The following is a 23,358-nucleotide window of genomic DNA, read 5'->3' as shown; positions in this document are numbered from 1 at the left end:
CAGAAATTAATGATCCTGATAGGTTTCTTTCAAAAACCTAATGGATTGGTTGATCAATGCTTGTAATACATCTAGATTGATATCTGCAACTTTATTGACGTATACACATGCTTTTCCTGTCGTATGTTTTCCAAAGTCTTTTAATAGATTCTCTCGCTCGGCATCACCTGTCGCAAAATACAAACTGATTTTTGCTTTTCGAGGAGAAAAGCCCACCAGTGGTGCATCACCTTCATGACCAGATTCATATTTATAATGATAGGCGCCGAATCCAATAATACTCGGTCCCCACATCTTTGCTTTATACCCTGTTGTTTCAGAGAAAATATCTAATAGCTGATACGCGTCTTCACGTTTTTTGGGACTATCAACACTTTCAATAAATTCAATGACGCTGTTGTCTGTTTCTTTTGTTTTAAGTTTGTACATTGATAAAATCTCCCTTCATGTCTTCCGTAGCTTTAACGCAGGGAACAGACTTAATATCAGACCAACAATCAGAAACAATATCCATTGTTCGTAACTAATGATTAGAATCAGTTCCCAAAAACTTGCCGGCCCGGAGTTTGGTTCATCATTGTATGGATGGTCAAAAATAGCTGGTAGGACCCCAAGGGCTATAAAAACGATTCCAATGATCAAAGAAAGAAAATAAATAGCTTTCTTCATAGTCATCACATCCTCAAATAATCAGGAAGTCTTATCATGAAGCGTTCACTATTTCTATTAAATTGATATTGTTCATATAATTCATGTGCATCTAATGTTCCGAGTAACCCCATTAAATCTTTAAAGCGATCCGATTGTGTAATCACTTCAATTAGTTTCTTACCAAGTCCTTGGCCCCTAAATTCCTCATGAATAAATACATCACAAAGCCAATACATTGTCGCATCGTCTGTGACAACCCTTGCAAAACCAACTTGAACTTCTTCTTTATAAATTCCAAAACATATTGAAGAATGGATGGACTTTTCAATTTTTTCATCGGATCTCTTATTGGCCCAATAGCTTCTAGATAAGAAACCCTTTACCGCATGAATGTCCATAAGTTCTTTGTTATCACTGATAAGATATTCTCCATATATAAAATCCATCAATCCCAGCTCCTCTCAAAATCCTTGATGATTCAAGCAATACTTAATTCCAGCACGATCAACATCGGAAAAATCTAATGGATTCTCCATAAATAAATCTCAACTGCTCATCAGTTTCAATGTTTTGACCTTTTTTTGATAACCTAAGTCAAGCGTTTTTCATAAATCACAATTGTCATCTTGTCGTTAATTTGTTTCGTATCTCCCTTCTGTCTATATCCTAATTTCTCATAAAGATAACAATTCCTCTGCTCTTCTGAGATTGTAGCCAACTCCCATATTCTCGCAGCGCTATACCTATCTTCAATTATTGAAAATACTTTTTGTGCAATCCCTCTCCCTTGATAGTCGGGTAAAATAAATATAGGGCTTACTCGATAGATTTTATTCTCTTTTTTTACTATTCTAATGGCCCCCACAGGAATATTTGCTTCTCTTATTAGGTAATAATCTGTATAGCTTTGATTTATTCGATCTTCTATTTGTTCTACCGTTTGATTTGCTGGGCTTGTTTCATAGTCTTTATATTTATTTAATAGAGGCATGAATGCTTTTATTTGCATTTCGTGAATGATTGAAGCTTCTTTAAGTCCTGCTTTGGATAATGAGATTTCCATTTCATATCATCCTCCGTTATTAAAGCTAATTTAGTGTTTTGCTTCTATGTTAGTTCCCAACAATACACGTATAATATGCGGTTTCGTTCTTCTTGAATGCATTCTAAATCTTTAACTTCATTTGTATAGTTATTATTTTTTGTTCATCTAAATTCGTTATTCGCATATCAATGGGTTTAAATCCATGCTTGTGATAAAATGCGAGTCCTCTTGAATTCGTGCTATGACATGATAATAATAAGTGTTTAACTTTATAAATCGATTTTGCCTTCATTATCATCGTTTCCAACAAATAATTAGCAGCACCTTTTCCTCTAAAATCCTTCGATACAATAACGTTGCCTAACCAACATACATCATCTTTATAGTCATATAAATTGGCATAAGCTACAACTTGACCTGACTCCTCATTAACAATAACTGTTGGTTCGTATCGATTCTCAAGAAGCTTTAATATCTGATCTGGTGTTAAAGGATATTTAAACCGAGGACTAGTATAAAACAATTCTTCCTTTGACTGAGGAAAAGAACTTATATTTTTCAAATCTTCGTTCATTAGAGATCTATAAGAATAGATAGGTCCCATCTCCTTTTTAGGTCAGACATTTGCTATTACATTCTGTTAATATCAATCGTATTGCCAAATCAGCTGTCCTCTCCTTGTTTTGGCTGCATATATGATTTGACCCGTGTGATAGTGAATTTCTCTTACCATTGCGATCATTAGATTCAAAACCGTTGTTTCATTATTTACTTGACTGAATGTGAGAGGGGGACGATTAATGAAAGGTTGAGACAACAACAAATTTGGGTTGAAACTGAGGTGTTCGAGATATTGAATGATAATATCGAATGATTCCTTGGTCATGTTATAGGCTTCTTCTATCGACATTTTAAGTCCTAATTCAAATTCCTTATCCCTGTCTCTTGAATCAGCAATATCATAAAATATCGTTTCAATTCTTGAGTGAACACAACCTCTTATATGTGCAACGAGATTTGCAATACTATTACTTTCTTGATTTGGTGACCAAGTGATATCTTCTTCTGATAATTGTGAGATCGCTTGGAGAATCCATTTTCTTTCAGATATAAATTTCACTAACATACTTTGAATTACTTCTAATTCAATTTCCATGAGCACACTCCAGTCTATAATTTTTCAGCTAATCTACTAAACAACCGAAAAAGTATTTCCTTTAATTCATTACATCCTTGCGCTGATTTCCTATAATGTTGTTGTTCAGCAAACGGATCAATTGCAACCTCTGCCAATTAGTTCTTCTAATACTCCTCGAACTCCTGCCAGACCTGGATGTGCAAATGCCCTGATATGGGACTATTTGTTATAAGTAGCTACTACTATCTTCAGGATTTAATTATGTGTCCGCTCATCTAACCATCTCTTAGATTCTTCTAACATGCCTAAAGTAATTTGATGATTTACTTTGGAGTACTCAAAAAATTGCACTGAATTATTTAGTTTATTGTTCTGTTCAATGACTTTCATAAAATACTTCTGACTATCAATTGGAATAGTTGTATCTTCTGTTCCATGTAAAATAAGCATCTCTTTATTCTTCATATTCCTTAATTTAGCCGGATCTAGCTTTAAGATTGTATCCTTATCTATTGAAGTCCAAGGTGTTCTTCTATCTCTTTCACAAATAAGTTCTTCAAATCTTTCCCAAGCGCATGAACCATTCATTATTATTGCAGATTTGATACTTATGTTATTTGCATAAACACCTGCAGCTGCAAAACCGCCAGTAGAATTACCGACTACTCCCACTATCTTGTCATGTAAGGTTAATTCAGAAATAAGATCTCCAGCCTCTTCAACCGTCTGAATAACGACCTTCCAAAAATGTTTTTGTATTTCTTTAGGATCAAAATAGTTAAGCTCCCCTCTGGTACCGTGATATGGAATTTCAGGTATGATAACCGTGTATCCCCAACCAGAAATCAATGAACCAAAGAAAATGTAATCCTTAATGTTTGAAACCCATCCATGATATAAAATGAGTATCCCTTTAGATTGACAGTTGGGCTTAATCCATATACAAGGGATCCCCGCAATTAGTTGTTCATAATAATTATCCATTAGCTCTCCACTATTCTTTATGTAATTATATATTGAAGAATTCTGTATAAGGAATCCGAGAAGTTAGGTGAGAGCACACGGTCGTGACTTATGATCGCAGAGTATAAAGCGACTGAACCAAGTACCTCACATTTTTTCTCCGGGCGATCCCATAAACTAAAATTCTAGCCGCCCCCAGCATGAATTAATTAAATCCCTTTAGAAATCAATATAAAATGGTTGTAAATCTGGCCTTAAACAATATTCAATTCGTTGTTTAAAGTTCTTCCAAGTCAACTTATTTAATGCTTCTTCTATTGGAAAATATCCTGCCTGTTTCTAGGCTTTCACTAGTTACTATGGGTTCTCCCCCAATCGGTCTTGCTAAAAATAATGTATTCACGATTGAACCCTTCACATTCTGGAATATTCCACAAAATCGAATAATCTCTATATCAATCCCTGATTCTTCTTTTGTCTCCCTGACTGCGGCATCCTGTAAGGTTTCTCCTTCTTCCACTTGCCCTCCAGGCATTTCCCATCCTCTTCTAGGTCCCCGGACTAGTAAAATTTCATTGTTCTCATTCATTACAATCGCTGCCGCTGAAACGATATGCTTAGGTGGATTCATAGATATATCTAGTCCTCTCAGGGGGGATTAGTTTTAAAATGTTATGTAAGGGGTGCCTCATCCACAAATCATCCTACAAAATTGGTTTCCAATGTCCATTCCAATCTTCGTAGCCATTCATTTTTCACTTCTTCATTTGTGTACTTTATCCGATCTAAAACATTAATTACTCTTGAAACTGAGTATACCTTCACTAATTCATTGGTAATCTTAAGATCTGAAAATTTACTATACGCATTAATAAAAATCTCAGACAACTCCCGAGAGAAGTTTGGATAATGTAAATGTACAAACCATATTACCCATGCGACATCTTGCAGTGGATTCCCCCAGCCTGCCCACTCCCAATCAATAATAGATATTAATTTATTAGATAAAATTGCATTATGCGGTCCATAATCTCCATGGATTAAGGTTTTCTCCCCTATAACTGATACATTAAGTATCTGTTTTACTTTTCCCTTTTGATTATTCGGTACATAGTTAAGATCATCAATATCAATATTTATCAGTTCTATGATTGGCAGGTCAGGGTCACCATCTCTCCATTTTAATGAGTGAATATCTTTTGCAAGATGATTTCCAAGCAACTCGTAGATTTCCTTAGCTCTATGAATGTCTCCATCATCAAGAAATCTCTGGCTGTTAATTCCGTGCACATAGTCCATAATAATGTACTGTGAACCGTTGTCTTCAAAATAGTCATGAATCTTTGGCGACACACCTGAATTATTCAATAGGGTTAAACAGTTAATTTCTGTTATCGCATCACGATTAAGACCATTGAAAATCTTTGCTACGACCAGAGGATCTGATCCCTCAAGTAAAATACTGCTGTTGGTGTAACCTCCGGTAAGCTCAGTCAGTGTACTATATTTAAATTTATGTAATAAGATGTCATGCACCACCAAATTCAGCCTTCTTTCTTTATTCTTAGAATCATGACTTTCGGAAAATGTTTTAAAGCGTTTGCATTTTTTCTCATTAGATCTTCGATTTCACGACACATCACTTATTCTTCATCAATATAATTTAAAACATTATTTAAATACATCTCTATAGGTTGTGACGAATCAACAAGCAAACATTGAATATCATTAGGTCTCTTACTTTCATTAATATTTTTTCTAAACTCTTCTTCAGATGTGCCCGAAATCTGACTTATCATCCGTTCTCGATGTTGTAATCTTTTACTTATTTCCTGATAGTCATTCAGGTAACATTCAACGTACTTATAATTAGCATTATACTTCTTACTTAATGACGAACCTCTTTCAATCATCTCAGAATAAAAGCATGGACTATCGAATATTACGTCATAGCCTTGGGAGAGATAAAACTCTATCAGGGCCCAATCAATATTATATGAAGTCATACCTAAAACTTTTAATTCTAAATTACTATCCCCAATGGATTTTAATATGGAAGACTTTGAGATATCATGATCAATAATTATGGCACCTGTTATTTTAGCTATCCGTCTTGAAAGAGTTGACTTACCAGAACCAGGAAATCCCGACATTTGAAGAAAAAACATCTATGAAACCACCTTTCCCTTGGAGATTTCCAATTCATATTTAACTTGCGTTTTACTGTGCCCTTCTATGGTTTCAATCATTTCTTCTATTTCTTTAAATCCACTTTTCTCATAAAATGCCCTTCCTCTATGATTCTCTTTTCCTACCCAGGCAAACAGTTTATTTATTGGGTTTAAAACTTGAATGAATCTCTTAATGAACTCTTTACCTATTCCCATTTTGTGATATTCAGGTCGTATATAGATTCTTAGCAATTCGTATTCTTCTTCATTCACTTGTCTTGTTTGAGCATATCCAACGACTTCGCCATTATATTCAGCTATTAAAAAACTCCGTTTGGCACTTTGAAGCTCTCTCTCGACTGTTCGACTTAAATTCTCAATTGAATATGCTCTACTTAGAAAGTTTTGAATGTAAGCTTCAGAGTATATGCCTTTATAAGTATAATTCCATGTTTCATGAGCTATGGATTGAATGTGTGGGATATCCTCATTTGAAACAAATCTAATTGTAATCATCTGGTTATCCTTCTTTCGATATTAATTAATGAACTTTAAAATCTTGCTTAAGAAATGCATAAATGGCATTATCAACAAATCGATTCTTCCAATAATAATTCCCCTTCAATATGCCTTCTTCTTTGAAGCCGATTTTCTCAAGAACCTTTCTTGATCCCACATTCTCTGGTTCTACAAATGCTTCAATTCGGTTTAAGCCAAGCTTATTGAAGCCATATTCAATTACCTTTTCAACCACCTCAGTCATATAACCTTGATGCCAATATTCTGGTGTTAGTTCATATCCAATGACAGCTTTATAATGATTTTTCATCCATCCATGAAAGCCACATGTTCCAATTACTTTGTTTTCCGACTTCAAAGTGATTCCCCAACGAATAGCTTGACCTGATTCAAATCTTTCATTCCAACTTTGAATTAATTCTTCTGCTTGTTTAATGGTTGTAAAACTCTCCACATCATAAAACTTCGTAACTTCATCCAATGAAAAAGATTGAAATATATCTCTGGAATCATTCTGTGTTAGTTCTCTTAATACAAGCCTTTTTGTTTCTAACTTGGGAAACTGCGACATTTAGTTCTCCTTAATGGTTTAAGTAGTTCACTCAGCATCTCTAGGATTCAAATAAATATAATCCATAGAAACTAGGCATCCATCATGTCCTTTAATCAGCAAATTATATGCACTAAGTACTAACCATATTATTACATATATGAAGTAAATCAAGCAAAAAAAAGCAGATGGTCTCTCATCTGCCCTGAAATATGGAGAAAGCCATGCAGCTGATTTAAAATCCCCCTCCATGCTCTTGATCTTAATTTTCCTCGACTGCCAATCTCCAGTCATTACATCGTATGGTAGTCCCAATAGGGTATTCAAAATCACACTCGCCAATATACGAAAAGCCCAGCTTGTGACAAATGGCATTTGAAGCGGGATTCTTGGTTTTAGGAAAAGCGTGAATGAATTTATGTTTCTTCTTTTCAGAACGGATAGAAGCTATGGCCTTCGCTGTTGCTTCTGTCGCTATTCCTCTACCTTGATATTCCGATAAAACACTCCAGCCTATCTCGTAAATAGATTCTTCTTTCCAGGTCTGATCCCAATACCCTACACTACCCACGACTTCAAGATGCGGAAGCAAGAGGATCTTAAACATTTTCCCTGTTCCATTTTGTGCGATTTCATAATAGCGCTTATGACGAGCTAGGATTTTCTCCTCAGTCTCTGGTCCTCCGAAGTGTACTGTCATCTCAGGCGAATTTAATTGGCGAAGCAAATCTAAATCTCCTTCGTCCCATAGTTCAATTCTTACCTCTGGCGCATTCCTTTGTTCCATCTCACTCACCTCACTGTTTTTATTTGTAACCAAATTTAGAGGAAGAGATTTACTATTCTCAGTTCAATTATACCAGAACATATATTCTTATCCAGTAAAAATTTATCATTATCTTTTAAATGGAATGCCTGATATCTTTTAAGCCAAGTTCACGGTTTATAGATCTTCTATGTACTTACAGACCAAATTTCCAAATGTTTTGATATCCTCAAGATAATCGTACCCCAACGGATTTTGTTCAGTCTGATTATACATTCTTACCGCTACAGCTTTACACTTAGGAATGACAAGACAGGCACATCCAGTGGCACCCAGAGACTGGAAAGAACCGTGTGGAAGTTTATCACCTAATTCTGTAAAAGACCGCGGTTCATCTTGCACAAACCAAAAAAAACCGTTTCTCGGCAATTGTTGTTCCAGATCAGGAGGACTAATTATAGTGGTTGTCTGCTCAAATATTTCTTTAGGAAGTATCTGATTCCCGTTTATAGCTCCCTTATTCAAATGCAGATAACCCCAATATGCTAGTTCCTTTGTGCTCATAAATAAGTTGGCCAGGTTACCTTGATCATCCTTATATTGTTCATTAAGCCATACTAATTTTTCATTATTCTCCTTCCTCCATCCTGTTTGGTTAAAGCCCATAGGTGAGAATAAACGCTCTTCGAGTAATTGTGATACAGGGATTTTATATAATTTCCGAATAATCTCGATTAGCAGATTAACACCAGTATTATTGTACTTCCAGTCGGTTCCTTGAAGAAACAATCTATTATGCAGATCACCTAAACCATGAGTGTGGGTTAACAAATGTCGTATTGTTATATGCCTTAGTACTTCCCTATCTAACTCATTCAAGTAGTCCACAACAAGATCATCTATACTTCTGACCTTACCTTCATGTAATGCAAGACTAATAGCAAATCCTAAAAATGTTTTTCGAACTGAAGCAACATTAAATTGTGATTCCTCATCAACTAATCGACTATGTTTAGAATTGTCATGTACTCCTGAGTACCATTCATTCACGATACGATCATTATGAATAATATATGTCGCAGCAGCGGTAGCAGATATTTTATTCTTTACCTGTAAGACATAATCATTCAGTTCAATGAATGCTTTATTATTTGATATTTTTAGGTTAAGCAATGAAAGGTGCACCCTTCACTGTGTTATTGTTGTTGTTTTTTCTTCATGAAATTTTCAAGTTATTCCCTCGTCTTTGGGTGTAATATTATACTTTCAGATGTCATCATTCTTTCTGGTAAATTAGTTTCTTTAACTTTACGCCCCCATTTTCTTGAGAAAGACCGCCAGTCACATACCATTTCTACTAAATATTTCTTTGGCATTGGTAAGGCTTCTCTAGTATTTTTATTTACTATCCAATACTCCCAGTGGTGTTTATTATGATTTTGATGGTGCAGCCACGCATTCTTCCATCTCAGCTCGGTATCCTCGTCCTTCTGATTTGAATAGAATTTACGTGCATAAGGAAAAAATTCGTGAGGAGAGAATTTAGACATGTCATGGATTACCCCTTGAAGATATAATCCTTCTTGCCAACATTCGATTAGAACGTTTAATTTATGATCCATAACATAAAGAAAATACCGCCAATATACTAGGAGTATAGTTACCATCTCCTTCGGTTTTAAAGTTTCTTACTCAATTTCAAACAATTCTTACAACGTTCTCATATTCAATAATGCTCCTTTTTTATGATTTTACATTTCTTTCACATAACGTTCCCGTATACACCACGTGAGCCGACCTTAAATTCCTTGATTCTTATAATGCATTACAATTTGCTTTGTCCGTTTAAAACCTGACAATTCGTAAAAACCACCCAAATCCTCTGTACAAAACAAACTAATAACGTCAATATCTTTTAACTCATCTAAAAGTCTTTTGACCATTAGTTCTCCTATTCCTTTATTTCTGTACATACTTAATACAACAACATCTTCTACATAAGCCCGATATATTCCGTCTGAAATAGACCTACAGAAACCAACTAATATATCATCTTTCCAAGCTCCTACTGCAACACCACTAACAAGTAGCTGTAATATTCCATTCTCATCTCGGTTAGGCCACCAACCAGCATCTTGATAAAGACCCATTAGTTCAGATTGTAGAATCGGTTTCTCTGTATGTAATTTTAACGTTACCATGAATAACCCCCATAGATAATATTTTTTTGGATCTATTCAGTAATTTCAAAGTTTTCTTGCTTTGATAACGAAGGTTACAGGAAACATCTTCGCTCTTTTTACGAGATCATTATTTTCATCATGCAATTGGATTATTTCCTGATCGGTTTCTTCAATCATTTGTTCAATACCAAACCCTGCTCTCGCTAACGCATTTATATAGGTTGATAGTTTACGATCAGACAAAGTTAGCTCGCCTTGACAAAAATCAGGAGATACCGAATACCAAGATTCATCAAAATAAGACTTGTTAAAAGCCAATCTATTATTCTCTTCAACAACACATTTGTGAATTGGATGAGACCAACTAAAAATAAATATGCCATCTTTTTTTAAATATGAAGCGATCCGACAAAAGGTACCTTCAAGGTCTGTTGTCCAGCCTATGGCGTAAATCGAATAAACAAAATCAAAATAATCCACAGGGATGTTAGATTCTTCTTCCATAGGAGAACAGATCAATTTTGCTGAAAGACCACACGTTGTCAGATGTTGCTTCGCCTTTTCAATTTGATTTTCTGATATATCCATCCCCCATAGCTCAGCTGCTTTACGCTCTCCCTGATATTGCAAAGATTGACCATCTCCACAGCCGATCTCTAACATCTTTTTTCCTGAGACATCGCCAAAAAGTTGGCATTTTTCCTCTGTTACAAATGCTCCATAAAAAGGAAGCACGATTGCTCTTAAAAAGTCATTTCCTTTCGTATCCCAATAGGAGCTGTTTGTTTCATAAACACTATGTTTATTCACCATGATAACCCCCTCAATATAATTTTGTTCGCAGCTCCATTCGTTTACTTAATGCCTCTTCGTAATTGATCTTGCAGCCCCCTGAACTTTTCCGATTAGTTCTGTTATTTCAATTGGGAGGTCCTGAATATTCATGCATTCATCCTTTCTCACAATTCTTCCCCTTTTAAATAGCGTTTCCTACATTTACGAACCCGAGAGGCTTGAGTAAATTTCAAATGTTATGCCAATAGAAAGTATAATGAGAATGCTGTTGAAAGCCTAATGATTTATAAAAAGAACTATCCGAAATAACATATGCTTTTTCAGCACCTAAGGACCGACCTCTTTTCAAGGCTTCTAATACCACTGCTTTTCCAAGCCCCTTCTGCCGATACTCCGGAATTGTACATACAGGTTCAACATAAACATAATCCGTTTTTTGACTGTACCATAAGCCACAATAAGCAACGTATGCCCCGTCTTCATTTTCAGCAACAATATGTAGGAATGAATTCATATTTCTTGCTGACAACATTATTTTTTTCTTATCAATGGTAATTTCATCTTCAGGCACAGGACCTTCGTGATTAAAACCTTTCCATAATAATTTCTGATACTTAAACAAATCATTATTAACATCCATATTCTTTAAAATTACGCCTTTAGGATTTACATAATCAAGGCTAACATTCTGTAGTGTAAGTTCAAGTATGTTTTCAGTCAGATCATTCTCCACAAACTTCTTACTGCGTAATAAATCTAGAGTGTGAGTATCTTTGTCATTCACCACAATCCCAAGGCCATTTTCATTACTGAAAGTAGTAGTGGTATATTCTAATATATCTTTTTCCAATTCTTCAAACCCTGGTTTAGTAGCAAAAAATGCTTCACCAAAATAGTGGTCATAGGTTGCTATCCCTAAAAACAATCTCCATTTCAATCCCCCATAAAATATAAATTTTCCAGTGCAGAATAAAACACTAATGCGCCTTAAACACGTTAAATAAACTATATCTCTTGCTCCCCAAGTTCGGTGGTAAAGATCAATTCGTAACTGAAGGGGACTACTCCGTTTACTTCTTGTAAATTTCTTTACCGTTATTATCGAAAATTGCTAAGTTTTCTACTTCATTAATTTGAGTATTAGGAATCAGATAACCCTTCTTTTCCGTAATCCCTCTTGAATAGGACTTACCATCAGTATAAGTAATAAAAATACGAGCAGCTCCAGAACTTAACATCTTGTTATTAATTATGACTGCTATATATGGATTTCCGTTTCCTACAGTCACAGGATCTGAATAATTTATTCCCCATGATAATTTTTGGTCATATACCTTCCCATGTTGATCTGTATAAAGGGTAATTAATGAGTTTTCGAACAAAATGATTGCTGAGTCCTTAATCCATATACTATCTTGTAAATCTAAACGATGACTATTTACATAATCAGTGATTTGTTCATTGGTTGGGGCGTTATATATTATCTCGTTCTTATTACATCCCATTAATAAGGCTGAAATGAATAATATAAACACTATACATTTTTTCATTTTTCGCTCCTTGTATATATATCCGGCATCTCACATAACGCTCCTGTATTAACGATGTCCGACGAAGTCGAATGTTTTACTGAGCCAGCTTCCCTGAAATTCATTCTGCAGACCAAGGTTCCGTAAGAAGCCGCTGCGTAAACATATTGTTATCTGATTTCGGCTCATATCCTTGACTACAGACAGGACGTCAGGAGGTGCATGATTTTATAATTCACTATAAACAAACTAACATGTCCCGTTATTTAAACAGGCTACCTTATATCGGTAGCCTGACCCGTATTACATATAAAATTAACAAAGGATGCTCATATCATAATTCAAAATGCTCACAAACTAATCTGAATTGTTCTTCTATACCCAAGTCAGGTGTTCTTTCAAGTGTTTTGATATTGTTATTAACGCAGGCATTTCTAATTTCATTGGAGAATTTCACCATTGTTTTGTTGCCATGTTTAATCGTTTCCGCTGGATCTGATGTAAGGTTAATAACATCCAAAATCATCTTATGGTCTTCTCTAAAGTAATATAGCTTTTCTATTTCATCATCAGATGTATAAAGACACATCATTTTTTCTTTAGGAATAAAGGGTAAAATGTGTTCAGGCATTATTCCTAAATCGATAATGATTGGTTTATCCGTTGGCATCTTTAATAAATCAATAACGAAAAATTCCATCATTTCTACAACAATTTCACAAAGCCATGGAAAAGACACATCAGTAGGCCTATTAAACCACTCTTCCCAGTTTAAACCAGGATGGGGATATTGAAGAGCAGGATATTCAGTCGGATTAGTGAATGGTCTATACTTCAAGACATTATCGCTCAATGTTTGAAATCCTAACTCTGCAACAAGTTTCTTTGTCATCGTTGTCTTTCCCGCGCAACAACCACCATTTAACCAATACACATGCTTTAATTGTTCTTTTAAATAATTGTTATTTATTCTCATTTTATTCCTCCTCAATTTTTAATATTGAGGGTGATTACGGATTCTTATCGGTTTTTTATACACACAACAAAACCACATAATATAATCCTCCTTTTCTTATTTATACCTAAATAGTATTCGGCGAATTATAGTTCACTCCTTCATTTACCATTAATCTGTCCGTTAGAGCCACATGACATTGCGGATTGACTTGCTCTCATATCTTTAGACCGTGCAGCTACCATGCGACTTCATAGAATTATTTACAAATTGTACTTTACTTTTATATACTTCATATTCAATATTCCCATATCGACTGATGTCTCTAAGTAACCAATGATCTGCTCAAAAGTAAAAACATTAAGGGCTTCTATCAAAATTTCTTTGTCATAATCCAAATCGTCAAATATATATGGCACAAACTTTTTGACATCTGTAGATTTAACTTCCTCTAAATCCGGTATTGTTGGAATGTGATTAAGCCTGTTTCTTAATTCCTCTTTATATCCATAATGTTCAAGCAACTTCCCATTCAATAATCTAAAGTCGTTATGATACTGATTATATAGTTCCTCATTAGCTTCCATTCTGTTCCTTAACCAAGGTAAATTAAAACCTTTTAACCATATATCATCCGCAATTAAATGTGTGAAATAACCCAAAACATAAAGGTCTTCTGCCTGTGATCGATACTTATGTAAGAATCCTTTATAGTCTACGTTCCTTGAATAATCCTGAATTTCACCAGCAAAAAAATGTGATGAATCTTTTGTTATAACTGTGTCCGGTGCAATATTTCCAAGTAAAAAAGGCGTTTTATCTACAATAGATAAGGAATCTGCAATTCTATTCGCCACAATCAGATGCATTATTCTTGAACCCATACTTCTTCCTCCCCTTAATGAAAGTTTGAAGTCTGTTTACCTGATTCTGATTCCTTAAACTGATATTTCAAATCATTATTTCTTGAATAGTGATGTGATAATCATTTCTGCACATTCTTCCGGCGTATTCAAACTCGTATCGACTGAAAAGCTATAGCGAATGTGTTGCGACATTATTTTATTTTGCTCATCGGATTGATCCTCTCTTCTGTCACCACGTTCTATATTTCGCTTACGACAAAGATCTAACGGGCAGTACACCTCAACGATATCCAAAGGATATCCATCAAATATATCTTGGACTTTATCATAATGTGGCTTTAATTCCGGTCTTTCAACAAGTACCCCATCGATTAAAACATTCTTTCCATGATCGGAAAATAATTTTGCTGTATGATACATTAGAATGATGGCTTCACTTGAATACTTCCAGTAGTCTGTTTGCAAATGTTTATCACCAATCGTATTTTCAAAAAGATCATTGGCCACAACATAAAAAAAGGGTTCATCGTAATTTTGCATCGCTTCTACGATTGAAGTTTTACCAGAACTGGTTACCCCATTCAGAAATATAATTTTCCCTTTATCCATTTTCTCATCTTCCTTTGCACGAGTTATATTTAAAGTGTCTATGATTCTTATGATCTCCACTAAAAATGTACTTCCGAACCCCGCCTTCACTGATTCAACCAGTATTTCCAGTAAAAATTAATTACTCTGGTCAGCAATCGATTTACCATATCGAACGAGTATATGCCACATGTATTTTAATTCCTGAAGCACTTCTTCGTAATTACCTCTGTCAGACCAAAGATCAGGATTGCGTTTCAAATCGTTGACAGCATTCCCGATCACACTTGCGTCGATGTGACCATTCCTTGCAATTCGCTTCGCTAATGATGGCATGGTTGGGCCCCTAAAATCAGAGGGCACTTCCTCTACACGCATCGCAAATCCCATATGCCAAAATAGTTCAATGGAATATTTGATGCAGATTTGCTCTAAATAATTCCCTATTTCCGTTCCTTTGAACGATGGGTCAGCCACTAAAATTTCCACATCATCTTCAAGATATATATCTCCATGAATTTGAGTTTCGATAAAATGGTTAAGATTCCGATGTGGGGCCAGTTTTGACGGATCCTCTAACGGACGTTCCAGATTGTACAATAGCTGATCTATCAATTTTTTAGGAGTAAGATCTTTTTCTCCAATAGCATAATCCCGAAAGAAAGCATCCGTAAAAAGCGCAGATAAAATATCGTCTAATTCCTCATATGTCCCCTTTTCCTTTGGAGCATCTTGAGAGCCACCGTAAGTGAACGTACAGCGATATGAAGCATTCGGTTTTAAAAGAAAATAACAAGAGCCGAATCGTGGAGACGGTCCATCCGGATGTAACAACAAATGAAGAGCACCATACTTTGGCCGTTCAAAGTTGGTTGCACCTTCTAACTGATATGCTCCACCAAATAGTTTTTCCTCCCAAAGATCTCTTGCACCACCTACGTATGCAGATACGCTCCCATTGGATATGAATGTCTCGAACTGACTTTTATAGATTCCCTGCTCTAATAAAGATTGAGCAACACTTTTCATATCTAAAACCGGACGATCCGGATGAAAATGCAAAGCCACCCTTGCATGGGATTTAATCTTATGAACTGCTTCTTCATAGGTATTCCAAGGAATATTCGAAAAATGAAAAATTTCTTTGAGTGATGCTTGAGCTTCTCTTTTTTGGGATCTTGCGTCATTACTTATATATTCAATCGCTGCGTTCTGAGATCTTGTAAGTTGTCTGTTGTTCGACACAAGAAACACCATCCTTTTCTAAAATTGAGACCTCAACCTACTTTTAAAAACAAGGCTATTAGGAGCATCATCATTCCCTGCAGTAACGCATAATTTCATAGCCTTTATGTAAGCGTTCGCAGTTTTTTTAAGTCGCAATGTTTAAGTGGCTTTAGGAAATTAGTGACAGGTGGCTTTGCCAATTAGCAGGTTGAAAGTGTCCGGTGAATCTGCTCTTCCGGACCACGAACCCTGCTGCCCATTAGATGATGTCACTCATTTCTTCGAGTTACATTCAGAGTAATTTTATTCTTGTCTCCATTTATGTAATTCGAGTAGTTTTCCGGTTTCATAAAAATACCGTATTACTTCAAGCATGGGAATTAATTCTATACAAATGTTATCACAATAATTGCCTAACTGACCACCAACAACCAGGGGAATTTCACAGTTATCCTGTTTATCGTTCATAAGAGTATATATAGTATCATCAATTGTAATAGACACAATGAAATATTCAGGTCCGCCCCCAACTAATGCTGAATCGGTGTCTGATACCTCAAAAAATACTAATGTAAATTTATCTCCATCGAGTTTTCTTAAAAAACTTAAAGTGTCCATCCATGTAGGATTCACAATGACTTCTTCCTTAAATGTGGTCCCATTCCATGCATCAATACTAATAGATTTTATCATTTTTTCTTTTTACTCTTCTTAGATGTTTTTATTTTATTTGGATGCTTTCATCTAACGTTCCTGTACTCACGACGCCGAGAAGTCTAAGAACCAAAAAATCCGGCTGCGCTTGCTCAGTTTGCCTCTCAGTGTTGTCTTCCTGCTCACACTTCACCGAATTGCTTCCAGCAAGACCAAGGCAGCGTGAATACTCTTTCAAGTAAGATCACAGTTTTCTTTCTATACCTTAGGAAATTTAATCATTCCACATTCTTGTTACTTTCTTTAATTCTAAGTCCTCGAATTGCATTTTATAAATATCTGGTTTCTTTAATTGATTCAAAAACTCCAAACCAAAAGCTGAATCAAAATGATTCATCATCAAAGTCATCACAAGACCATGAGTCCCGATTGCTATTTTCTTCCCTCTGTTCTCTTTTAGTAAGGGTTTTAGAACTGAGAGTGCTCTTTTCTGACAATCAGCATTGGACTCTCCACCCGGCAAGGTATAATCAAAATCATTAAAACTCTCTCTGATACTAGACATTAACTCTGCATTTTCAATATTATAAGATGCAAAATGTCGTTCTCTAAGATCTTCAAATGCTTTAATATCTAACTTTAAGTGCTTGGCCAATCCTTCAACACTCAGAATTGCTCGAGTATAAGGACTTGATATAATCATGTCTATTCCTTCACCTATAAGTAACTTCGTTACTTTTTCAATATCGATCTTTCCTTTTGGGGTAAGCCCTCTTGTTCTTTCATTTCCTTCGTTGTATGGTGATTCTCCATGCCTAACCATATAGATAATTGTCTTCATACAAGCCTCCTTTAGATGCTTTCATGAATGTCACACTATGATTTCACATAAAGTTGATATATTCGCGACGTCCATTCCCTTGTGTTTTACTACCCAGCGTATGCTCCGACTCCTTTCGGAACCAGGGCGAATACCCGCAGCGTGAATATAATGTTATACGCAGTAACTGACCTCTTTGAATTAACTTTCAAAAGATTGTTCAAATATGGTTATATTCCTGTTCCCTTCTTCTGACAGCTCAATCTTCACTAAACTCATTCTTTCTATGATCCCATCCATAGGTTCAAATTCCTTTACTACATCATGAATTCCCTTAGCTATCGCTTCTCTACTTAATTGTGTTCCCAGGGTACAATGTGGATTCCATTGATCTGGACTATAATATATACTCGCTTGATTATTATATTTGTCTAACTTATTATAATAATCCTTATGTAAACGTTGAAGTTCCTCCGTCATGGTTGGAGCTAAAAATATCGTTCCCGAGGTCGGAAAGGTAGCTACGATATCAAATCGTAAACGAAGAGGAGAAACATTATCAAAATAGATTTCCAGTTGTTCTTTAAATCCTTTCAAATCGGAAATATCCGTATATACGGCAAGTGTTATATGAGGACTTAAGTTCTCAAATCTATTCATAAAATGACTGATCCCAACTTTGTCAAAGTGCATCCATACTTTTCTGACGTACTCATCGAATTCTTTGTTGAAGAGTAATTCTATAGCATACAAGCGAACCCCCACCTTTCTTTTTTATCCCTATTCATCATGAAATCGTATGACTAATCGTACGTTTTTGCCTGGTTCTCCTTAATGATTAGTTGAGACCACTAAACATTAAAATCATGAAAGATATTCATATGTGTTTTCTTTATTTCAGGTACTGAGTTACATTCGAATCACTTCAAAATTCCATGTGGTAGACAGGCATGTACCCCTTTAACCCCATTTACAATTTGCGTTATACGTAGATCAACAACTGAACTCCCTAAAGCAATAGCTTCAACACGATTTAAACCATACAACTCACCCATCAAGGTAAGCATTCCATCTAAAGCTTGAACGGTTGCTTCATTAAGATCTTCATGAAACCCAAAAGTAATCCACCCTGCGGGAGTATTAGCTCGGGGGTTTAACAAATCTATGCCTTCAATCAAATTTACAGTTATATCAACAACTTCCATCGGACATTCAATAGCCTGGCAACTGATTTCTCCATCCCCTTGCAAAGCATGACCATCTCCAATAGCAAGGTAACCCCCATCGACAGAAATAGGAAGATACAATTTGCTGCCTTTCACAAGCTCTTTACAATCAATATTTCCACCACAATATCGTGGCGGCCAAGTAGAGTGAATTCCTATGTCATCTGGAGGCATTCCAATAACGCCCATGAAAGGTCGTAATGAAACCGAGAAGGAGTTGCCGTTGATTTCACATACTCCCACCATGGATTTATTATCGAGTTTCCAATCAAGGCTAATTTCCTTAAATTCGGTCAAATGTAACTTCTGGTTTTGCCAATTAGGATATTGACCTGCAGCAGTAAAACCATATTGCCCAGGTATAATATCATTAAACTCAATCTCTAAAGTCATGCCTTTCTTAGCACCTTCAATATAAATAGGTCCCACCAAGGCGTGGCCTCCATCAATTTTTTCTTTTCTTGAAAATGGTTTCCTTCTCTCACTATTACTTCTCCCAGTACCCCAACCTGCGTCTAATGTTTCAAAACATATGGAATCACCAGATGACACTGAAATGATTGGAGTTACTTCTTTAGTAAATGAACCAATTAATATTTCTTGGGATAATTCAATTTTGTGTACCACCATAATATCGCCTCCAATGCGGTATTATCTTAATGCCAATTTTGTATAACGTTTCGTATTCGCGACGTCACCGACTTAAGTCTCCGTCAGGAGCTGGCCGCGATGCAGTTAGTCGGTGAAGATTTGTCCGACTGCTTTCATATCCCCGAAAAGCATCTGCCGGACCAAAGGCCGAATGGCGCGAAGCTTTAATATTTTGTTATACGAAGCACTTCTCATCATTGAATTAGATTCAGAATCTCAATTACTAAAATTGCTTCTTCTTTATATCCTTCAAGATCGTTTAGATTAATCCATTCAGGTTCATTATCCCTAGATTGATAGAATCTAATTACCACATCTTCTCCTTCGATTGTAGAACTTAGAATCAAGATACAATTATCCTATTCAATAAAATTGGGATTTAATAAATCCGAATTTATGAATTTATTTGATTGAGATAACTCATCCAATAAATTCTTCATTGCCTTATTTGTTTTCATGTTTTTCTCGCTTTCGAAGTGTTTCGTATAACGTTCGGGTATTCACGACGTCCTATCGACTTTAGGCAGGAAGCTGCCGGGTACACATCAACGCACTTAATCGATTGGATGTGTCCGGCTGATTCCACTTCCTCGCTACTGAAAATCTAGCCCCGAATATTCCTCTAACTTCTGCCGGACCGAGGGCAAATGCCCCGAAGCTTGAATATGGTGTTATTAGATGGATTAGCCTTCTTTGATATTACCCTCTAGATGTTTTGTACAGTTATGCAGTTCACATGTCCATTGATTATCTATTTTCTTTAAAATAGTTATTGATGTATTGCCAAAATCTTTTGTAGGAAAATCAGGAACTAAATTGATAAAGTTAAATTGAATTAAGGCACCATGAGAAACCACCAGCACCTTTTCACCTTGGTGCTTCATCATTATTTCTTCTAAAAACTCTCCACCCCTCTTTTGGACGATCTCAATTGGCTCAAGTCCAAGATCTAATTCTATCCAACCTGTTCCCCACTTTTCTATTCGTTCCTCTTCAGTAGTACCTTCAATCAATCCTCCGGACCTTTCCCGAAGACGATCATCAAAGTGAATATCTACTCCGATAGCACTCCCTACAATAAGAGCAGTTTGCTTTGCTCTTGCTAAAGTACTTGAATAAATATGATTCCAGTCTTCTGATCTTAATCTCGTTGCTAAAAGTTCTGCTTGATTAATCCCATCCTGATCCAGCGAAATATCAGAGTTACCCTGTGCTCGTCCTTCTTTATTCCAACTCGTGCTACCATGCCTTATCAGTGCTATAGTCGCCATTTAGTTCTCCTTCAATGTTTAAATTATAGATTTGCGTATCTTTCCAATAATTGAAATATTCGCGACGTCCATTCCCTATTTATAGCTCTTATCTTAGGAGAATGGGTACCAGCCTGATTACTCTTCTCAAATATACTTCAGGTAGATCAAGGGCCCTATGATCTTTCACTTAGTTTATCTATAATCGTTTCACATTCATTGTGGTTTCTCATTCTAGTACTTGCTTTTGCTTCTCTGACCATATCCAAAAGTCGTCTACTATCTCGTCATTTTTTTTTGTGAATATCTTAAGATGGGTTATGTTTTAAAAGATATAGGTCTTCCATCTTTGTTTTCCCTATCTGACCTGCTTTACGGTAATTTCACCTAACGTTATTGTATTCACGACGCGAGCCGGCCTTAGATAGCTCCTATCTTAGGTCGGCTCGTGTGTCGTCCGATTTCTACCATGATTATACATCGGGACGAACAAGGGGCGTAAACCTCACAGCGTGGATATAATGTTATCTGAAGGATCAGCCTTCATCGAATCATCTAGTACCCGTGATTGCTATTATTTGTTGAATAACTTCCGCTGTATTATTTGGGTCCTTAATGATAAATATATAATTTGCTTCATCTTTACTAGGTTGTATTTCTAACAAATTTTCTTGTCTCTCCAATACTTCCAAAAAGCTTGAAGCACTTCTAAATATAGCTTTGCTTCTTTGCGTGCGTATAACGCGATCTTTCAATATATCATCGGGTAAATCAAAATACACAATGATACTTTTAAATTCTTTGTTATGAAAATATCGGAGAACTTTTGCTCTTCCTGATTTATTCAAATTAGAGTTACTTAAGATAATGTGGAAATTGCTTTGCTCCGTAGCATAGTTAACAATTGCGTCAGTTACAGAGAATTTTAAAGTGTTTGGGCCTTCTATAGGGCGAAGTTTCTTGTAATGCTCATTAATAAATTCAGCATGATTATCTTGATCAATTACAATAGCTTGTTGTAATACGGATTCTAATTCTTTGGCAAAGGTGGTTTTGCCACTATGAGTTTTCCCTACCGTCATGACTACCAAGCGTTCCATAAGAATCTCTCCTATTTCTATTATGGTTTTTACCGGTCTCTCACTTAAAGTTCTCGTATCCACAACGTCTCATCGCCCGGTCGGAACGAGGGCCCTATGCATGAATATAGTGTGATGTGATGCTTAAGACTTCATTTGAATTTCTCTCGAATTCCTATTCCTATATCTGTATAGTCATTACCAATCTTCAAGTTCTGAAAGTAATACACCTTTTTTGGTAAGTTTAAGACTTTTATTGCTTGTAAAACCTTCAAAACTCTGAATTTGCTTATGGATAAATGAGAATTCAAATATTCTTTGTAAAATCTCCATTCAAAGTAAAATGAACTTTACTTTCTTCTGGAACAAATATAAGCGAAATTTGGGTTGGATAATCCCCACTTTGCTGAGTAGTACCCTTAAGCAAGTTAAGGCCTGTTTCAATATTAAATGTTTCTTTGTTATTTGTAATGACTTCATAGGCCTTTATATATCTATCCTTTCCTGGTCCTTCAACATTCTTATATTCATTATTGAAATTATCCGATACTGGAAAATTAGTTAGTACCATGAAGTCCCTATCGGAAGAGTTAATATCAATGTTCTGTCTTCCAGGCTCAACAATATATGTCTTCCGATTTCTCCCGGCTATCAAACTGTGGACACTATGACTCGGGACATTAACAATTACGTTATTTGTTAAATATTCACTTAATTGAGATAACTCGATCCGTCCTGAAAGAATTTCATCAAACAATTTCATAATATGTACGCAATTCTTGCCACGTCTATATTTGCCTTCTTCAATTGGATCGACCATTAATAAATTCATGAATGTACCAGTACTATTCAAACCGAAGGCTGGATAAAATTGTCCATCATCATTCTGAAGAACTAATAGTTGATCTTCACCAATCATAATAATTTTGATTGGTCTTCGAGAAATATCGAAGTTCATACCAATAAATGTCTTGTCTAAATGAACAGCGAAACTAGTACACATTGAGGTAATCTCCTTTATTGTTTTTTCTTTTTTCCGCCATTCCAAAGTTTCAAATAACGTTTCTGTATTCGCCAGGTCCATTCCCCTTAGAGAGCTCGTATCTTAGGGAAATGGACCTCGCGAACAACTAACAAAATTACTTATTGCCTTCGTTAAAATATGTTATTTCATATCCATCTATTAATCTTCTTACTCCCTCTTTATAATAAGGCATTAATTGTTCAGCCTTCTCTATATCAATCCAAGCTATCTCAGAAATTTCATTAGGTCTAACTATTTCTTCATTCCCACCAATTACCTCACCTTTAAATGTTATAAATATTACATGTTCTTCTTTTTCCGGAAATTTACATTCATTTACTGCCACTATTCCATGAACTTTAATATCTAGTCCAGTTTCTTCTTTAGCTTCCCTTATTGCTGCTTGGTCTAATGCTTCTTCTCTTTCAACAGCGCCGCCTGGAAGTGACCATCGGTCACTAGAATCATCTACATTCCTTACCATTAATATTTTGGAATTGGTTGGGTCAGTAATTAAGGAATAAGCTACATCAACTCTGATCATTATGTTTGGCTTCCCTTCTGATTTAGATCTGATTATCTTTTATATAACTTTACTTCATTCACGAATCCTCACCACCTTAAGTAAATCTGAAAGCATTAGATAGATCTTATCTTAGCCTCCCAGATCATAAGGCCGCGATGCGGTTAGGTGGTGCTGGGTTATCC

At 35.7% G+C, this 23,358-nt stretch carries 30 protein-coding genes and 1 pseudogene; all 31 read right to left on the bottom strand.

The annotated features are described in order from the left end of the window. Positions 1–6: 6 nt before the first annotated feature. The gene (locus tag A6049_RS03440) at positions 7–429 is read right to left on the bottom strand and encodes a DUF1801 domain-containing protein (RefSeq protein WP_063563276.1); all 423 of its coding nucleotides are present in this window, start codon (positions 427–429) and stop codon (positions 7–9) included. A gap of 15 nt (positions 430–444) precedes the next feature. Continuing rightward, positions 445–669: a hypothetical protein gene (locus A6049_RS03435; protein WP_063563275.1), complete on the bottom strand. Its 225-nt coding sequence runs from the start codon at positions 667–669 to the stop codon at positions 445–447. Positions 670–674: 5 nt separating this feature from the next. Further along, the gene (locus A6049_RS03430; RefSeq protein WP_063563274.1) at positions 675–1,097 is read right to left on the bottom strand and encodes a GNAT family N-acetyltransferase; all 423 of its coding nucleotides are present in this window, start codon (positions 1,095–1,097) and stop codon (positions 675–677) included. 143 nt (positions 1,098–1,240) lie between these two features. Further along, on the bottom strand, positions 1,241–1,714 hold the full coding sequence (locus tag A6049_RS03425) for a GNAT family N-acetyltransferase (RefSeq protein ID WP_063563273.1): 474 nt from the start codon (positions 1,712–1,714) through the stop codon (positions 1,241–1,243). Between the two features lie 103 nt (positions 1,715–1,817). Further along, positions 1,818–2,270, bottom strand: a complete 453-nt coding sequence (locus A6049_RS03420; RefSeq protein ID WP_240321297.1) for a GNAT family N-acetyltransferase — start codon at positions 2,268–2,270, stop codon at positions 1,818–1,820. A 72-nt stretch (positions 2,271–2,342) separates the two neighbouring features. Then, positions 2,343–2,852: a DUF1572 family protein gene (locus tag A6049_RS03415; RefSeq protein WP_063563271.1), complete on the bottom strand. Its 510-nt coding sequence runs from the start codon at positions 2,850–2,852 to the stop codon at positions 2,343–2,345. A 237-nt stretch (positions 2,853–3,089) separates the two neighbouring features. Continuing rightward, positions 3,090–3,818 (bottom strand): alpha/beta hydrolase family protein, encoded by a 729-nt coding sequence (locus A6049_RS03410; RefSeq protein WP_063563270.1) that lies wholly within the window; start codon positions 3,816–3,818, stop codon positions 3,090–3,092. 198 nt (positions 3,819–4,016) lie between these two features. Then, positions 4,017–4,428: pseudogene (locus A6049_RS34335) on the bottom strand (NUDIX hydrolase). A gap of 68 nt (positions 4,429–4,496) precedes the next feature. Beyond that, entirely contained in the window at positions 4,497–5,336 is an 840-nt protein-coding gene (locus tag A6049_RS03400) for an aminoglycoside phosphotransferase family protein (RefSeq protein ID WP_063563269.1), read from the bottom strand. A gap of 104 nt (positions 5,337–5,440) precedes the next feature. Next, the gene (locus tag A6049_RS03395) at positions 5,441–5,965 is read right to left on the bottom strand and encodes a P-loop nucleotide/nucleoside kinase family protein (protein WP_063563268.1); all 525 of its coding nucleotides are present in this window, start codon (positions 5,963–5,965) and stop codon (positions 5,441–5,443) included. Further along, entirely contained in the window at positions 5,966–6,484 is a 519-nt protein-coding gene (locus tag A6049_RS03390) for a GNAT family N-acetyltransferase (protein WP_063563267.1), read from the bottom strand. Between the two features lie 25 nt (positions 6,485–6,509). Next, entirely contained in the window at positions 6,510–7,058 is a 549-nt protein-coding gene (locus A6049_RS03385) for a GNAT family N-acetyltransferase (protein ID WP_063563266.1), read from the bottom strand. Positions 7,059–7,299: 241 nt separating this feature from the next. Then, positions 7,300–7,824 carry a GNAT family N-acetyltransferase gene (locus A6049_RS03380; protein ID WP_063563265.1) on the bottom strand — a complete coding sequence of 175 codons (525 nt, stop codon included), beginning with the start codon at positions 7,822–7,824 and terminating at the stop codon, positions 7,300–7,302. Between the two features lie 156 nt (positions 7,825–7,980). Then, on the bottom strand, positions 7,981–8,976 hold the full coding sequence (locus tag A6049_RS03375) for a serine hydrolase domain-containing protein (protein WP_063563264.1): 996 nt from the start codon (positions 8,974–8,976) through the stop codon (positions 7,981–7,983). A 59-nt stretch (positions 8,977–9,035) separates the two neighbouring features. Beyond that, entirely contained in the window at positions 9,036–9,470 is a 435-nt protein-coding gene (locus A6049_RS03370; RefSeq protein ID WP_063563263.1) for a DUF5662 family protein, read from the bottom strand. Positions 9,471–9,602: 132 nt separating this feature from the next. Then, a complete protein-coding gene (locus A6049_RS03365; protein ID WP_063563262.1) occupies positions 9,603–10,004 on the bottom strand; it encodes a GNAT family N-acetyltransferase in 402 nt (133 codons plus the stop codon). Between the two features lie 45 nt (positions 10,005–10,049). After that, complete coding sequence (locus tag A6049_RS03360; RefSeq protein ID WP_095205945.1) at positions 10,050–10,799, bottom strand: class I SAM-dependent methyltransferase; 750 nt, start codon at positions 10,797–10,799, stop codon at positions 10,050–10,052. Positions 10,800–11,010: 211 nt separating this feature from the next. Next, positions 11,011–11,718: a GNAT family N-acetyltransferase gene (locus A6049_RS03355; RefSeq protein WP_240321296.1), complete on the bottom strand. Its 708-nt coding sequence runs from the start codon at positions 11,716–11,718 to the stop codon at positions 11,011–11,013. A gap of 133 nt (positions 11,719–11,851) precedes the next feature. Beyond that, positions 11,852–12,331 (bottom strand): hypothetical protein, encoded by a 480-nt coding sequence (locus tag A6049_RS03350; RefSeq protein WP_063563260.1) that lies wholly within the window; start codon positions 12,329–12,331, stop codon positions 11,852–11,854. A gap of 313 nt (positions 12,332–12,644) precedes the next feature. After that, positions 12,645–13,286, bottom strand: a complete 642-nt coding sequence (locus A6049_RS03345) for a DEAD/DEAH box helicase family protein (protein WP_063563259.1) — start codon at positions 13,284–13,286, stop codon at positions 12,645–12,647. A gap of 242 nt (positions 13,287–13,528) precedes the next feature. Further along, positions 13,529–14,149, bottom strand: a complete 621-nt coding sequence (locus A6049_RS03340) for a zinc dependent phospholipase C family protein (protein ID WP_063563258.1) — start codon at positions 14,147–14,149, stop codon at positions 13,529–13,531. 75 nt (positions 14,150–14,224) lie between these two features. After that, entirely contained in the window at positions 14,225–14,740 is a 516-nt protein-coding gene (locus tag A6049_RS03335; RefSeq protein ID WP_063563257.1) for a phosphotransferase-like protein, read from the bottom strand. 117 nt (positions 14,741–14,857) lie between these two features. Beyond that, positions 14,858–15,964, bottom strand: coding sequence for a DUF3626 domain-containing protein (locus A6049_RS03330; protein WP_240321295.1), 1,107 nt, complete (start codon positions 15,962–15,964; stop codon positions 14,858–14,860). 285 nt (positions 15,965–16,249) lie between these two features. After that, positions 16,250–16,579, bottom strand: coding sequence for a hypothetical protein (locus tag A6049_RS03325; protein ID WP_145921894.1), 330 nt, complete (start codon positions 16,577–16,579; stop codon positions 16,250–16,252). A 295-nt stretch (positions 16,580–16,874) separates the two neighbouring features. Continuing rightward, entirely contained in the window at positions 16,875–17,441 is a 567-nt protein-coding gene (locus A6049_RS03320) for a histidine phosphatase family protein (RefSeq protein WP_063563254.1), read from the bottom strand. A 180-nt stretch (positions 17,442–17,621) separates the two neighbouring features. Further along, positions 17,622–18,173 carry a 2'-5' RNA ligase family protein gene (locus A6049_RS03315; RefSeq protein ID WP_063563253.1) on the bottom strand — a complete coding sequence of 184 codons (552 nt, stop codon included), beginning with the start codon at positions 18,171–18,173 and terminating at the stop codon, positions 17,622–17,624. A 167-nt stretch (positions 18,174–18,340) separates the two neighbouring features. Next, a complete protein-coding gene (locus tag A6049_RS03310; RefSeq protein WP_095205943.1) occupies positions 18,341–19,276 on the bottom strand; it encodes an acetamidase/formamidase family protein in 936 nt (311 codons plus the stop codon). Positions 19,277–19,980: 704 nt separating this feature from the next. Then, on the bottom strand, positions 19,981–20,568 hold the full coding sequence (locus A6049_RS03305; protein WP_063563252.1) for a histidine phosphatase family protein: 588 nt from the start codon (positions 20,566–20,568) through the stop codon (positions 19,981–19,983). A 530-nt stretch (positions 20,569–21,098) separates the two neighbouring features. Next, positions 21,099–21,647 (bottom strand): ATP-binding protein, encoded by a 549-nt coding sequence (locus A6049_RS03300; RefSeq protein WP_063563251.1) that lies wholly within the window; start codon positions 21,645–21,647, stop codon positions 21,099–21,101. Positions 21,648–21,933: 286 nt separating this feature from the next. Then, positions 21,934–22,710, bottom strand: coding sequence for an isoprenoid biosynthesis enzyme family protein (locus A6049_RS03295; RefSeq protein WP_145921893.1), 777 nt, complete (start codon positions 22,708–22,710; stop codon positions 21,934–21,936). 55 nt (positions 22,711–22,765) lie between these two features. After that, a complete protein-coding gene (locus tag A6049_RS03290) occupies positions 22,766–23,194 on the bottom strand; it encodes an NUDIX hydrolase (protein ID WP_063563249.1) in 429 nt (142 codons plus the stop codon). Positions 23,195–23,358 lie beyond the last annotated feature (164 nt).

It is taken from the genome of Paenibacillus sp. O199 (genome assembly GCF_001636635.1).
In the GTDB taxonomy this organism is placed as follows: Bacteria; Bacillota; Bacilli; order Paenibacillales; family Paenibacillaceae; genus Paenibacillus; species Paenibacillus marchantiae.
This window is presented reverse-complemented; position numbering and strand designations above follow the sequence as displayed.